The sequence below is a fragment of the Actinacidiphila yanglinensis genome, assembly GCF_900107965.1.
Taxonomy (GTDB): Bacteria; Actinomycetota; Actinomycetes; order Streptomycetales; family Streptomycetaceae; genus Actinacidiphila; species Actinacidiphila yanglinensis.
This window is the reverse complement of the sequence record NZ_FNVU01000021.1, coordinates 140,229-154,129: the sequence shown is the minus strand read 5'-3', so window position 1 is coordinate 154,129 and position 13,901 is coordinate 140,229. Positions and strand designations below refer to the sequence as shown.

The following is a 13,901-nucleotide window of genomic DNA, read 5'->3' as shown; positions in this document are numbered from 1 at the left end:
CCTAGCACGGACGGCTGACACGGTCCAGGCCCGGCGCTACTGTGCGGTAATGGCGAAGCAGACCTTTGACTCCTTCGAGGAGTTCTGGCCCTACTACGTGGCGATGCACTCCAAAGCGGCCACCCGCTGGGTGCACCTGGCGGGCACGCTGACCGGGCTCGCGGTCACCGGCTACGGCCTGGCCCGCGGGCGCGCGCGGTACGCCGCCGCGCTCCCGCTGATCGGCTACGGGACCGCGTGGCCCGCGCACTTCCTGATCGAGAAGAACAACCCGGCGACCTTCGGCCACCCGGCGTGGTCACTGCGCGGCGACGTCAAGATGATCACCACGATGCTCGCGGGACGGGACGCCGAACTTGCCGAGACCGCGGCGAAGTGGCGTGCGGACAACGGGAGTCAGGACGCGGCGGCCGAGGACGTGTAGCACCCCTGGGACAGGGTGTCCGCCCGGGCGCCGCCCGGTCCGAGGGCCCGCCGGGTTCGCCCGCGGCGCGAACGGCGGCGCCGCGCAGGCGGCGGCCGGTCGGTGACGGCGGGCGGGCGGCTCGGGCCGCCCCGGGTCACCGTGCTAGACGGTGCGCCGCCCCGCCGCCACCTTCGCGGCGTGCTCGACCACGCTGATCAGCACGTTCTTCGCCGAGTCGCGCTCCCGCGCGTCGCACAGCACCACCGGGACGCCCGAGTCGATGTCCAGCGCCTCGCGGACGTGCTGCGGGTCGTGGAGTTCGGCGCCCTCGAAGCAGTTGACGGCCACCGCGAAGGGGATACCGCGCTGCTCGAAGTAGTCCACGGCCGCGAAGCAGTCGGCCAGCCGGCGGGTGTCGGCGAGGACCACCGCGCCCAGCGCGCCCTGCGCCAACTCGTCCCACAGGAACCAGAAGCGGTCCTGCCCGGGCGTGCCGAACAGATAGAGCACCAGGTTCTCGCGCAGCGTGATCCGCCCGAAGTCCATGGCGACCGTGGTGGTCCGCTTGCCCTCGACCCCGACAGTGCTGTCCACCGGGCGGCCGGCCTCGCTCAGCGACTCCTCGGTGCGCAGCGGACGGATCTCGCTGACCGCGCCGACCAGCGTGGTCTTGCCCGCGCCGAACCCGCCCGCCACCAGCAGCTTGAGCGCCACCGGCTCCTTGGCGGACAGCTCGGGACGGAGTTCGGTGCGCGCGACGGCCATGGTCTCTTCTCTACTTCCCTACCGGGGCGGGCGACGGGACGTCCGCGGGCGACGAACTCACAACTCGATTGCTGCATACGTTACTTGCCACGGCCCCGGCGCAGGCGGCCCTGCGCGGACCCGGACGCGGGCAGGTGCTACAGGGCGCGCAGGCCATTGATCACCTCGCGCAGGATGCTCACGTCGGGCAACTCGGCCGGGGGCACCGGCTTGTGGAGGCGCACATGCGCGCCCTCGACCAGATCGCCGACCAGCACGCGGACCACGCCCACCGGAAGGTCGAGGTCGGCCGCCAACTCGGCCACGGAGATGGCCTGGTACTGGCACCGCTCGATGATGTCGAGGTGTTCCGGCGACAGCGTGTGGTCGTCGAGCGGGTCCCCGTCCCCGGGGGCCCGCTCGGCGATCACCAGGGCGATCAGGTCGATCTTCGTGTCGGCGCCATGGCTGGTGCGGCCCCGCGTCATCGCGTAGGGACGGACCACCGGACCGGCCGCGTCGTCGTACCACCGCTCCGACTCCGAGGGGTCGGAGTTTCCCGACGACTCAGCACTCATGACCTGTCACCCCGTAGATTCAACGCCTCGCGGTCAGCCGCTGAGGGCGGTACCGCCGCCGTGCCGCGGCGCGCTGCTGAGATGCGCGCCCACCCGCTTGACCAGCAGGGCCATCTCGTACGCGACCTGGCCGACGTCGGAGTCCGCGTCGGCGAGCACCGCGAGGCAACTGCCGTCGCCGGCGGCCGTGACGAAGAGGAACGCCTCGTCGAGTTCCACGATGGTCTGCCGGACCCGGCCGGCCTCGAAGTGCCGGCCCACGCCCTTGGCCAGGCTGTGGAAGCCGGAGGCGACGGCCGCGAGGTGCTCGGAGTCCTCACGGGTGAGCCCGTCGGAGGCGCCGATCGAGAGGCCGTCCCCGGAGAGCACCAGGGCCTTGCGGATGCTGGCCACACGGGCGACCAGATCGTCAAGGAGCCAGCTCAGCTCACGTGTCGGGCTGGATGGTGCCGTCATCGGCCGTACTCCTCAGGTGTCGTTCGCGTTACTGGTGTCGAAGTGTCGTCATCGGCGCCGGGGTCCGGATCCGCGTCCGGGTCGACGGCTCGTCCGCGCTGCCAGCCCCGCTGGAGCGAGGCCATCCGGTCGCGCACCTCGTCCGCGGAGCGCTCCCGTCCGCCGGTCTCCGCCTCGCGGGCGGCCGGCGGCGGTTCCACCCGCAACTGCGGTGCCAGGTTGGCCTGCCGGACCCGGCGCGGAAGGGCGGTGCCGGTAGCGGGGTCGGGGACGGAGCCGGTGGGCCGGTCCCGTTCCGGTGCAGGTGCGGCCGGCGCGGGCGCAGCGGCCGCGGCAGGCTTCGGGGCCGTCGCGGCGGGAGGGTTCGCCGCGGGCAGGTCCTCCGGCCGGGCGCCGGGCGGTTCGTCGGTGGCCTCGGCAGGTTCGGTCCTGACCGGCTCGGCCTGGGCCGGCTCCTCGCGGGTGCCGCGCTGCGGCCGCTCGCCGACCGGACGGCCGCGGTCGGAGACCAGGACCGGTGTGGTGCGGCGGCGGCGCGGCAGCCCGCCGGGGCCGGCCGGCTCGGGTGCCGCGGCGGGAGCCGGCGCCGGCGCGGGCTCCTCCGCATGGGCGGCGTGCTCCTTGTGCTGCTCGCCGCCGATACCGTCCAGGCCCCACTGGCGGAAGGTGTGCTCGGGGTCGCCGTCGGCCGGCTTCGGCTCCTCCGCGGGGACCTCCAGGCGGGTCGAGCCGGTGTCCTCGTCGGTCTCGGTGAGCAGCGCCGCCGGTACCAGCACCACGGCGGTCGTGCCGCCGTACGGGGACTGCCGCAACGAGACGCGCACGCTGTGCCGTTGCGCGAGCCGGCTGACCACGAACAGGCCGAGCCGGTCGGTGTCGGACAGCTCGAACTCGGGGGTCTCGGCGAGCCGCAGGTTCGCCTCCAGCAGGGCGTCCGGGGTCAGGCCCAGGCCGCGGTCGTCGATCTCCAGCACGAAGCCGTTGGCGACGTACTCGCCGTGCAGCCGCACCGGGGTGTGCGGGGGCGAGAACACCGCGGCGTTCTCGATGAGTTCGGCGAGCAGGTGGGTGAGGTCGGCGACCGCGGCGCCGGCCACGGCCAGCCGCGGCAGGCGGCGCACCTCGACCCGCTCGTAGTCCTCGACCTCGGCGACGGCCGCCCGGACCACGTCCATGAGCTGCACGGGCTTGCGCCACTGCCGCGAAGGGGCCGCGCCGGAGAGGATGACCAGGCCCTCGGCGTGCCGCCGCATACGGGTGGTCATGTGGTCCAGGCGGAACAGGTCGGAGAGCTCCTCCGGCTGTTCGGTGCGCCGCTCCATCGCGTCCAGCAGCGTGAGTTGGCGGTGCAGCAGGACCTGGCTGCGGCGGGCGAGGTTCACGAAGACGTCCGAGACGCCCTTGCGCATGTCGGCCTGCCGGACCGTCGCCTCGACCGCCGCGCGCTGGAGCGTGTTGAGGGCCTGGCCGACCTGGCCCATCTCGTCGTCCGCGTACTGCAACCGCGGCACCTCGGTCTCGATGTCGACCTGCTCGCCGGAGGCCAACCGGCGCATGACGCGCGGCAGTCGGGTGCCGGACAGCTCCTGCGCCTCGCGGCGCAGCCCGGTCAGGTCGCGGATCAGGCCGCGGCCGACCCGGACCGACACGAACAGCGAGGCGACCACCGCGATCAGGCCGAGGCCGCCCGCCAGCGCCGCCTCCACCACGAGGGAGGTGGGCACCGGTGCGGCACGGTCGGTGAAGTTCCCGACCACCTTGGTGTCGAGCTTGTCGAGATCGGTCTCGGCGGTGCCGGCCACCGTGGGCCAGGACTGGTGCGCGGCCACGATCGGCGCGTCGGCCGGGGACGCGGCGGTCACTGCGTCCTGGGCGGAACGCAGTGCCTTGCCGCCCGGGCTCTGCCAGTATTCGTCGAGTTCGGCGCGGTACGCACTCGTCAGCAGCGGCTCGCTGTCGTCGTAGTAGCCGCGTTCCAGGGCGACCGCGGAGACGAAGGCGTTCAACTCCTGGCGGCTCATGTGGCCGGTACTGATCGCGGCGCCCATCAGGGCGTCCTCGCGGGTGATCTGCTCCTCGGCGCGGACCAGGCCGATCACTCCGGCGCGCTGCGAGTCGAGGTCCGCGTTGTCGACCAGGTACAGGCTGTCGCACAGCGAGAAGGCGGGCGCCTGGAAGGAGTTGTAGCCGGCGTAGGTGTCCTCGCGGGTGATCCGCTGGTTGTCGACCCGCTGCCGCAGCGCGGACAGGCCGCCCACGGCGCTGTAGAAGTCGTCGAGGTAGCCGCGCGCCTGGCTGTTGAGGTCGCTGCGCATGTGGGCGCCGCTGATTTGGGTGCGCAGCCGGCCAATGGCCGAATCCGTTGCCTGTTGCTGCTTCTCGTAGGCGATCCTCGCCTGGGAGTCGCGGGTGTTGGCGATGTAGAGGAGAGCCGCCTTACGCTCCTGCTGGATGCCGCCCAACGCGTCTTCCAGGGGATAGACCACGTTGTTCGCTATTCGCTGGGCGTCGGGGCGACCGAACACCGCGCGGCTCGTGATCGTTGCGGCAAAGACCCAGATGACGGTGAGGGACACCAGCGGGATCAGCAGCAGCGCCACGATCTTCCGGCGGATCGTCGTACCGCGAAAGCGCATGGCCTCCCCAACGTATCGCCCCGAAACGGGGATCGGTCTGTGGCGTGCAAACGGCGTGAGCCTACTCCTGTGACAGTGGTAACTCGAAAGTCGGCCTTGGCGTTGAGGGCGTCTGGCCGGAAAGCGCCGCCCGGGCAGGTCGCGGACCGCGCCGGAATGCACGCGGACGATTCGGGGCAGGGACCCCTTATGGAGTTCGAGCGTCGAACCATGTGGGAGGAACAGCCCGTACCGACCCCGCGGATGCCCGATCCGGTGCGTACCGCGGCGGTGCGCGCGGCCCTGATATCCGCGGTCGCCCTCACGGAGGCGGTGGCCACGGTGGTGCTGGCGGCCGGGCAGTCCTGGCTGAGCGCGCCGATGACCCTCGCCAGCGTGCTCACCAGTGTCGCCGCGAGCTGGGCGGTACTCGACGTGTGGGTCACCCGCCAGGTCTGGAACCAGCGCAACGGGGTGGTGTCCAGCCCGAGCAGCGCGGCGCGGGCCCTGCGGCGGGAGCGCCGCCGCGCCCGCCGGGCGGCGCGGGCCACCGGGCGGGGCGAGGGCGACACGGGCGGCCAGGCGCGGATACGCGACCGGCGGATGCGGGGTGACGTGCCCCGGGCACACGGCGCGTGAGGGTGTACAGCCGGTGAACGTCCTGCTGCCGCCCGCGGGTACCCCCTGCCTCAGGCCTCCGCGGGGCGGCGGAACATCCGGGTGGCGGTGATCTCGCCGTGCACCTGCTCGCCGCGCGGGTCGGGGACCGGCAGGCCGGGCCGCAGGTGCTCCTCCACGCTGATGTACTTCAGTCCCGCCCGCAGGTCCGCGTCGTTGCGCAACCGCACCACCAGGGGGAACTCCGCGAGCGCGGTCGTGTCGAACAGGCCGGTGGTGTAGAGCAGTTGGACGCCGAGCGCGTCCGCCACGGCCCGCTGGAGCTCCAGCAGGTAGGTCGCGTTGGCGCGACCGATGGGGTTGTCCAGGAAGAGGGTGCCCGCGTGCCGCTGCCGGTCCCGGCCGCGGTCGTTGCTGCGCAGGGCGGCCATGGTGCAGTACAGCGCGATGGCCGCGGTCAGCAGCTGACCGCCGGAGAAGACGTCTCCCATCTGGCCGACCGGCACCCGCTCGGCGCGCAGCACGGCGTCCGGCTTGAGGATCTCCACGGCGATCCCGCGCGGTTCGAGTGCGGCGCCGACCCCGCGCAGCAGCAGCGTCATGCCGTCGCGGCGCAGGTCGGAGTTCTTCCGTACGGCGGCGCGGGTGGCCTCGTCGATGACCTCGCCGAGGCGGTCGGTGAGCACCGCGTGGTCGGGGTCGTCGAAGCGGATGCGCAGGAACTCCTGGCCCGACCACTCGCCGAGCCCCTCCGGCAGCCGGGACAGCCGCTGCGCCGAGCGCAGGGTGGCCAGCGAGGACTCCACCAGGCCGCGAAGCCGGTCCACGATGCTGTCGCGGTTGCGCTCCAACTGGTCCAGCTCGTCGGTCAGGACGCGCAGGCGGGGGGCGAACGCGGCGGCCCAGGAGGCGGCGTGCTCGGGCAGCGCGGCGGCGGGCAGCTCACGGATCTGCTGGCGCGCCGGTGTGCGGACCTGCTCGTAGCGGACCGCGTTGGCGTGCCGCACCAGGACGTCGCAGGCGTCCCGCAGGTGCGTGTCGGCCGCGGACAGGTCGGCCGCGCAGCCGCGCAGGCTGCGGCGGGCCTCGGCGGCGGCCTGCCGCGCCTCCTCCAGGCCGCCGGGGTACGGCTCGGGCTCCTCGTCGTCCGCCGGGGCCTGCGGGCCGTCGCGCAGCAGGTCGCGCAGGAGCCCTGCGGTGTCGTCGAATCCGCCGACGGCGTCCTCGGCGGCGCGGTGGGAGCGCACCACGTCGGCGTGCGCGGCCCGGGCCTGGTCCAGTTCCTCGGTGTGGGTGGCGAGTTCGGCGTTCGCGGCGCGCAGCAGCTGCTGGGCGTGGTCGGCGTCGCGCGGGGTGAGGGAGTCGGGCAGCGTCGCGTGGGCGTCTCCCTCGGCGGGCGCGAGGCGCTCGGTCTCGGCCCGCAGCCGGCCCAACTGCTCGCTGGCGGTGGACTGGCGTGACTCCAGGGTCTGCACGAGCTGCTCGGCCCGGCCGGCCGCGGCCTGCCGCGAGGGTCCGTCGGAGCCGTCGGGTCCTTCGAGGAGCTGGGCGGCGCGGCTGCGCACCTTGTTGCTGAGGCGCTCGAGTTCGGCGAGGGCGGCGTTCTCGGTGCTCTCCGCGCGCGCCTGTTCGGCGCGCAGGTCGGCGCCGACGCCCACCTGCTCGTAGACCTGGGAGGCCGCGCGGTACGCCTCCCGCAGCGCGGGCAGCGAGGAGGCGGACGGTTCGTGCGCGTCCGGCTCGGGACCGTCGTCGGGGGCGCCGGCGATCTCGGCGCGCTCCGCCCGCAGCACCCTGGCGGTGCGGCGGGCGTCGTCGGAGGCGCGCTGCGCGGCCCTGCGGTCCTCGTCGGCGGCCCGGGCGCGGTCGAGGCAGGTCTCCGCGCGGGCCTCCGCCTCGGACGCGTCGGCGGCCAGTTCGCGGGCCCGGCGCTGCCAGTTGGCCCGCTCGCGCAGCCGGTGGGCGAGCCCGGCGAGTACGTCGGCCCGGCGGCGGGCCTGCTCGGCGGCCGACCGCCGGGAGTCGTTGTCCGCACCGGCCTCGGCGGCGGCCGCGTCGGCCTCCGCGCGCTCCTCCCGCGCCGCGGCGAGCTCCGCCCGGGCCCGCTGGGCGGCGTCCTGCGCGGCGCCGACCTCCGCGGCGAGTTCCGCGAGATGTCCGGGCGGGCAGGACGCCCGCCACGACGCGAGCCGGGCGGCGAGGGTGCGGTCGTGGGCCAGCCGGGCGGCGAGCACCCGGATCTCCTCCTCGCGGGCGGCGGCGCGCCCGCGCAGCTCACGGCGTTCGCCGTCGGCGGCCATCTCGTCGTGCATCGCCGGGTTCGGCGGGACCAGGAACACGTCGGAGGCATGGTCGGCCGGGGGCGTCGGGGCGAGGAGCGCGGCGGCGGTGCCCACGGCCACGGTGGACCTGGGCAGCAACGCGGCCTGGGCCAGCGCCTCGCGTGCGCGCGCGTAGGAGTCGGGGTCGGTCACCACGACGCCGTCGACCAGCTCCGGGCGGGCCGCCAGCACGGCGGAGTGGTCGGCCGGGGCGACGGCCTGGGCGAGGTAGCGCCACCCGGGCAGGGCGGGGATGCCGTGCTCGGCGAGGTATTCCACGGTGGCCAGGACGTCGGGGCCCGGCGGCAGCAGGCCGCCGTCGCCGAGCGCGCCCAGGATCCGGGCGTCGTCCGCGGCGGCGGTACGCAGCTCGAACATCTGCCGTTCGGCGGCGGCCACACCCTCCTCGACCATCTCCCGCAGCGGCTCGGCGAAGCGGTCCAACTCCGCGGCGTCCAGCGGCCCTTCGCGCAGGCCCGTGACCGTGGCAGAGCCGTCCGGGTCCGCGGACTCCACGGTCCGGCCCGTGGGATCGGCGCCGGGAGATGCCGCGCCGTCGGACCCGCCGGAGGCCGAGCCGCCCGGACCTCCGGCGGCCGTATCCCCATCGGCCGCTCCCGCGTCGGCTGAGGTCCCGGGCAGGGAGGAAGAAGGGGCCCCGGAGACGCTGGAGGACGCCTCGCCCAGGCCGAGCAGGGCGAGCGCGCGCGGGTCGGTGGTCAGGGGCGTGGTGGCGGCGAGCGCAGCGCGGTGCGCGGTGGTGGCGGCGGTGAGCGCGTCGGCGGCGCGGGCGGCGGCGAGTTCGGCGCGGGCCTCGGCGCCGGCGGCCTCGCGGGCCCGGTCGCCGGCGGTGGAGGCGGTGTCGGCGGCGGCCCGGGCCAGCGCCTCGGCGGCGCGCTCGGCGTCGGCGGCGGCCAGCGCGGCGCGGGCCGGATCGGCGTCGGGCGCGGTGTCGTCGAGCCAGCCGGCGCGCACCGCCTCGGCGGTCTCCTGCTCGACCTCGGTGAGGCGCTGCCCGAGGTGGCCGTTCTCGCTGCGGGCGCGCTGCGCTTCGGTGGCCGCGGCGGTCGCGTCGCGGTGGGCGCTCTCGGCGAGGCTCTGGAGCGTCGCGGACCGCTCCTCCTCGTCGTCGGCCTGGCGTTCGGCGCGGGCGGCGGCGCCGTGCAGCGCGCGCACCAGTTCGGTGGCGGCCAGGGTACGGGCGGCGAGCGCGGGCGCGGCGTCGCGCTCGGCGGCACGGATCGCCTCGGTCACCCTGGCCAGCCGGTCTCCTGCCGCGCGGTGCCGCAGGACGGTCTCGGCGGTCTGCCAGGCGGAGTGCAGCGTGCGCGCGTCGGTGAGCTCGCGGCGCAGCGCGGCGGCCCCCTTCTCGGCGGCGGCCAGGGCCAGCGAGGCGTGGCGGTAGGCGAGTTCGGCGGCGATCCGGGCGCTGCCGGCCCGGGCCTGCTCGGTGTCGGTGACGGTGTGCGCGGCGCCCGCCATGTCCTGGGCGAGGTCGGCGGCCCGCTCCCGCTCCTGGCGGGCGCGGGCGGTCAGCCGCCGGGTGAGGACGCGGGCGCGCCGCTCGGACTGGGCGTGCACGCCGCGGGCCTGGTCGCGGACGGCGGAGGCGTCGACGATCCGGTCCAGCAGGTCGAGCGACCCGGCGGTGAAGTCGCGCTCCGCGGTGAGTTCGGCCCGGCGACCGAGCTTGCCGGCGAAGCCGTGCACGAGGTCGGCGAGGCCGTCGGTGTCACGGGTGTCGGTGACCGCGCGCAGCAGCAGGTCGGTGAAGTCGGAGTCCTTCTTGACCGCGAACAGGCCGGCGGCCTCGCCCTCGTCGGCGTTCATCTCCCGCTGGTAGCGGAAGAGTTCGGGGTCGAGGCCGATGTCGCCCAGGTGTTCGTTCCAGCGGTCGTGGATCTCCTCCCAGACGACCTCCAGGTGCGGGTACGTCTTGCTCGCCTCGGTGAGGGCGTCGCGGAAGCCCTTCATCGTGCGGCGGCGGCCGCGGGCGCCGGAGGTGCCCTCGGCCGGCGGCCGTACGGACGTCGCCTCGGCGACCGGCAGCGAGTCCAGGCCGAGCCCGGGGCCCGGGCGGAAGGAGTACCACGCCTCGGAGAACTTGCGGGGGTCGGAGGAGACCTGACGGCCGCGCCACTCGCTGACCTTGCCGACCACGACGAGCTCGCCGGTGAGGGTGTGCTGCCACTCCAGGGCGACGTGCCCGCAGTCCTCGGCGAGCAGGAACTTGCGCAGCACGCCGGAGCTGGCGCCGCCCAGGGTGTTGCGGTGGCCAGGCAGCATCACCGAGAAGATCAGCTTGAGCAGGACGGACTTGCCGCCGCCGTTCTCCAGGAAGAGCACGCCGGCCGGGGCGGGCCGGCGGGGCGGCCCGGTCGGCTCGTCGGCGAAGAAGTCGCCCTGGGCGGGGGCGGGCTGCGGCACGGGCTCGCCGACTCCGCGCAGGTCCAGCACGGTGTCGGCGTAGCGCGCGCCGGCCGGCCCGATGGAGTAGAGGCGCAGTCGGGAGAGCTCGTACATGCGGGGGGCTTTCGTCCTCAGGGGCTGGCTGGCTGGTGGGCTGCGGCGGTTGCGGGGAGGGGGCGGGCCCGGGAGGGCCGGCCGCGGGAGGTGCGGGCTGGCGGGAATCGGGGTCAGGTGCCGGTGTGGAAGGGCAGGCCGGCACCCGCGGCGAGGTCCGCGGCCTCCCCGTCGGCGGCGGGGACGAGGGTGGCGGTGCCGTCGCCGACCGGTACGACGCCCAGGTCGAGGAGTTCGGCCATGGCGGCGCTGCCGGCCATGTCCCGGACCTGGAGCTGGTAGCGGGCGGTGGTGCGGTAGGTGCCGCCGGACTCGTCGCCGGTGCGCTGCAGGAAGCCGGAGTCGACGAGGAAGGCGACGGCCTTGCCGATGATGCCGGTGGTCGAACTCGCGAGCCGCCGGGCGTCCTTGGTGGCGCCGGTGGCACTGCGCCGGGTGTAGACCCGCCAGGCCGCCTCCAGGCCGGGGGCGTCGCTGGCCGGGTCGGTGTTCTCGCCGCTCTCCTCCGCGCGCTCCTCCAGTCGCCGGCATGCCTGCCGGACGAAGGCGTCCACGCCGTGCACGGTGATCCGGCCGATGTAGCCGTCGTCGGCCAGGTCCTCCGGGCGGGGGAAGGCGAGGGCCGCGGCGGCGAGGTGGGCCAGGCCGTGCAGGAAGCGGTCGCCCGCGTCGGAGGCGGCACGGCGGGCGTAGTCGCCCATCCGGACCGCGAACACCGAGTCCTCCGCGGCGGCCACGGCCATGCCCGCCCGTTGCGACACCTCCAGCACGATCAGGCCGAGCCCGGCGGCGACGGCGTCCGCGAGCCGCGCGAACGCCGGGTCCTCGCGGTGCCGGCGGACCAGCTCGGCGTACTCCGTGTCCCGGGCCGGGACCAGCTTGGGCTGCAACCCGAAGCCCACCAGGCGGGCGGCGTCGGCGACGTCAGCGGGCACGATGGGGGGCGGCGGGGCCTCCGCCTCACCGGGTTCCCGCGCGTCCTGCCGGTCGGTGATCACGTCGCTCGTTCCTCTGGGTGGTCGGGGAAATGGGTACATCGGTACATGGGTACGCGGTCGGGCCGCGCGGTCGACTGCTCGGCGGGCCGGGGCTCGGGCGGGTGCCCGACGCCGCGGGCGCGGGAACGCGGACCGGGGAGACCGGTCGCCCGCCGGTGCGGGGTCGCAGAGCGGTCACCCGTCGGGATCGGCTCCCGACGTCAGCAGGGCGGTCCCGAGGATCAGGTCGGCGCCGCCGAACTCGTGGTCGTCCAGCTCGGTGCCGTCGTCGACGGCGAACAGCAGGTGCGGCTCGCCCTGCCGGTGCGCGGTACCGACCGGCGGGGACGCGGCGTGGACGGCGAGCAGCGCGACGAGGTAGGGCAGGTCGGGGTCCTGCCGGCGGGCCTCGGCGAGCAGCCCGGAGAGCCGGCGCGGTGCGTCGTGCGGCAGGTCGAGGAGGGCGAGCGCGGACTCCAGTTGCTCGTCGCTGAAGCGGGAGTCGTCGGGGGTGGCGACGAGGTCGGGCTCGGGCATCTCGGCGCCGAGGTGGTCGCGCTCGGCCGGCGGGGTGAGCAGGAGGTCGACCAGGTCGGTGACGCGGACGGCGCCCGGGGTGCGCAGGCCGGTGCCGCGGGCGAAGAACGCGTCGGTGACGCGCGATGCCTGCTCGACGGGCAGCGGCAGCAGGGGCGCGACCAGTTGGCCGTACAGGTCGAGGCCGGCGCGGGCGGGGGGCGCGGCGAAGGACTGGCGGTCCTGTTCTGCGCGGAAGAGCGGGCCCGCCTCCAGCAGCCGGGACTGGAGTTGGGTGTGGCGGCGGATGCAGTCCTTGACGATGTCCACGAGTTCGGCGGCGCGCCGCTTGTGCTCGGGCTCCTCCGCTTCGTCGCGCGCCTTGCGGATGTTGGTGAGGATCGCGTTCTCGTGGCGGTAGCGGTCGGCCACGTGGTCGAGGGCCTCGGCGATCATGTCGGGCACCTGGCGCAGCCAGTCGACCGCCCGGACGTTGCGCCGGGTGGCCTCCAGGGTGCGGCGCAGCGTCTCGGCGTACTGCACGGTCCGGTAGCGGGCCTGCTCGGCGGCGAGTTGGGCATCCGCGAGGCGGCCCCGGCTGATCAGCACCTCGAGTTTGACCTCGGCGGCGATCTGCGCGCTGGTGACGTCGGTGTCGAGGGCGCCGACCAGGACGTTGACCGCCTCGTCGGTGGTGCGCAGGTAGACGCTGCCGCCGGGGCCGGCGACCTCCTCGATCAGCTTGAAGTCGTAGTCCCGCCGGATGTACAGGCCGTCGGGGCCGAACGTGCCGTAGACGGCGCGGAATCCGCGGTCGGCACTGCCGACGTTGATGAGGTTCTCCAGCACCCAGCGGGCCACCCGCTCGTGCTCGCTGTGGGAGCGGGAAGGGGCCTGGGCGGCGACGCGGGGCAGCAGCCTGGCCACTATCTGGTCGTGGTCCGCGCCGGTGTCGAAGTCCATGTTGAGGGTGACCAGGTCGATCGCGGCGAGCGCGACCTCGGCCATGGCGTACACCGAGTACTCGCCGGCGAGGTTCGCCTTGCGGGTGTCGAGGTCGTGCAGCGGCGCGGTGCAGGCCAGCGCGCGCAGCCGGCGGGCCAGCCCCTCGTCGGCCGCCGGGCCCGGCGCGGGGCGCGGCGCGCCCGGCAGCGGCTGCGGCGGCTGCCGCGACTGCTGCGGCAGGTGCGGGACGGTCGTGGTCACGCCCCCCACATTAGGCGGTGCCACCGACAGGACACGAAACGGCACGGATGCGTACGGGGCGGGCACCACCGGGTGGAACCGGGGTGGAACTGCCATGATCGTGGCACGGGCATCGGCGGGCCGATGCGAGGCGACGGACCCGGGCGGATCATCATGACGCAGTCGGCGGTGGCGCGAGCGCGGATCGATCTCAACGCCGATCTCGGCGAGGGGTTCGGCCGCTGGCGGCTGACCGACGACGAGGCGCTGCTGGCGGTCGTGACCAGTGCGAACGTGGCGTGCGGCTTCCACGCGGGCGATCCGGCGACGATGCGGCGGGTGTGCGACCTGGCCGCCGAGCGCGGGGTCGTGATCGGCGCGCAGGTCTCCTACCGCGACCTGGCCGGCTTCGGGCGGCGCACGATGGACGTGCCGCCGGATGAGCTGGCCGCCGAAGTGGCCTACCAGATCGGCGCGTTGGAGGTGTTCGCGCGGGCGGCGGGCGCGGCGGTGGCGTACGTGAAGCCGCACGGCGCGCTGTACAACCGGGCGGTGCAGGACGCGGAGCAGGCCGAAGCGGTGGTGGCGGGCGTACGCATGGCGGGGGGGCTGCCGGTGCTCGGGCTGCCGGGTTCGCGGCTGCTGGCGGCGGCGGAGCGGGCCGGGCTCGCGGCGGTGCCCGAGGCGTTCGCGGACCGCGCGTACACCGCGGCCGGCACCCTGGTGTCGCGGCGCGAACCGGGCGCGGTGGTCGACGACGCGGACGCGGTGGTGGCGCGTGCGGTCGCGCTGGCCCGCGACGGCCGGGTGACCGCGTCGACCGGGGAGGAGGTCGCGGTCGCGGCCCGGTCGTTGTGCGTGCACGGCGACACCCCGGGGGCGGCCCTCCTGGCGGCTCGGGTGCGCCGGGAACTGGAGGACGCTGGCCTGAGGGTGGAGGCGTTCGCGTGAGGTTGCGGGTG

The 13,901-nt window shown here is 75.1% G+C and carries 10 protein-coding genes; 3 read left to right on the top strand and 7 right to left on the bottom strand.

Features of this window, described 5'->3' with window-relative positions; genetic code table 11:
• The first annotated feature begins 49 nt into the window (after positions 1 to 49).
• On the top strand, positions 50 to 424 hold the full coding sequence (locus tag C4U44_RS33750; protein ID WP_103889898.1) for a DUF962 domain-containing protein: 375 nt from the start codon (positions 50 to 52) through the stop codon (positions 422 to 424).
• 144 nt (positions 425 to 568) lie between these two features.
• Here C4U44_RS33750 and C4U44_RS33745 read toward each other — a convergent pair whose 3' ends face one another.
• The 4 genes from C4U44_RS33745 to C4U44_RS33730 all read right to left on the bottom strand — a co-directional run bounded on the left by C4U44_RS33745 (position 569) and on the right by C4U44_RS33730 (position 4,820).
• Positions 569 to 1,171 carry a GTP-binding protein gene (locus C4U44_RS33745; protein ID WP_103889897.1) on the bottom strand — a complete coding sequence of 201 codons (603 nt, stop codon included), beginning with the start codon at positions 1,169 to 1,171 and terminating at the stop codon, positions 569 to 571.
• 137 nt (positions 1,172 to 1,308) lie between these two features.
• Positions 1,309 to 1,728, bottom strand: coding sequence for a DUF742 domain-containing protein (locus C4U44_RS33740; RefSeq protein WP_103889896.1), 420 nt, complete (start codon positions 1,726 to 1,728; stop codon positions 1,309 to 1,311).
• 33 nt (positions 1,729 to 1,761) lie between these two features.
• Positions 1,762 to 2,184 (bottom strand): roadblock/LC7 domain-containing protein, encoded by a 423-nt coding sequence (locus C4U44_RS33735; protein WP_103889895.1) that lies wholly within the window; start codon positions 2,182 to 2,184, stop codon positions 1,762 to 1,764.
• On the bottom strand, positions 2,181 to 4,820 hold the full coding sequence (locus tag C4U44_RS33730) for a sensor histidine kinase (protein WP_103889894.1): 2,640 nt from the start codon (positions 4,818 to 4,820) through the stop codon (positions 2,181 to 2,183). The genes C4U44_RS33735 and C4U44_RS33730 overlap by 4 nt, the downstream gene beginning before the upstream one ends.
• A 210-nt stretch (positions 4,821 to 5,030) precedes the next feature.
• Between C4U44_RS33730 and C4U44_RS33725 the strand changes: the two genes are divergently transcribed.
• Positions 5,031 to 5,438, top strand: coding sequence for a hypothetical protein (locus C4U44_RS33725; RefSeq protein ID WP_200823498.1), 408 nt, complete (start codon positions 5,031 to 5,033; stop codon positions 5,436 to 5,438).
• Positions 5,439 to 5,488: 50 nt separating this feature from the next.
• Here C4U44_RS33725 and C4U44_RS33720 read toward each other — a convergent pair whose 3' ends face one another.
• The 3 genes from C4U44_RS33720 to C4U44_RS33710 all read right to left on the bottom strand — a co-directional run bounded on the left by C4U44_RS33720 (position 5,489) and on the right by C4U44_RS33710 (position 12,960).
• On the bottom strand, positions 5,489 to 10,261 hold the full coding sequence (locus tag C4U44_RS33720) for a hypothetical protein (RefSeq protein ID WP_103889893.1): 4,773 nt from the start codon (positions 10,259 to 10,261) through the stop codon (positions 5,489 to 5,491).
• A 113-nt stretch (positions 10,262 to 10,374) separates the two neighbouring features.
• Positions 10,375 to 11,298, bottom strand: a complete 924-nt coding sequence (locus tag C4U44_RS33715) for a hypothetical protein (RefSeq protein ID WP_407642930.1) — start codon at positions 11,296 to 11,298, stop codon at positions 10,375 to 10,377.
• Positions 11,299 to 11,433: 135 nt separating this feature from the next.
• Positions 11,434 to 12,960 carry a hypothetical protein gene (locus C4U44_RS33710; protein WP_407642929.1) on the bottom strand — a complete coding sequence of 509 codons (1,527 nt, stop codon included), beginning with the start codon at positions 12,958 to 12,960 and terminating at the stop codon, positions 11,434 to 11,436.
• 153 nt (positions 12,961 to 13,113) lie between these two features.
• Between C4U44_RS33710 and C4U44_RS33705 the strand changes: the two genes are divergently transcribed.
• Positions 13,114 to 13,890, top strand: a complete 777-nt coding sequence (locus C4U44_RS33705; protein WP_200823497.1) for a LamB/YcsF family protein — start codon at positions 13,114 to 13,116, stop codon at positions 13,888 to 13,890.
• Positions 13,891 to 13,901: the final 11 nt, after the last annotated feature.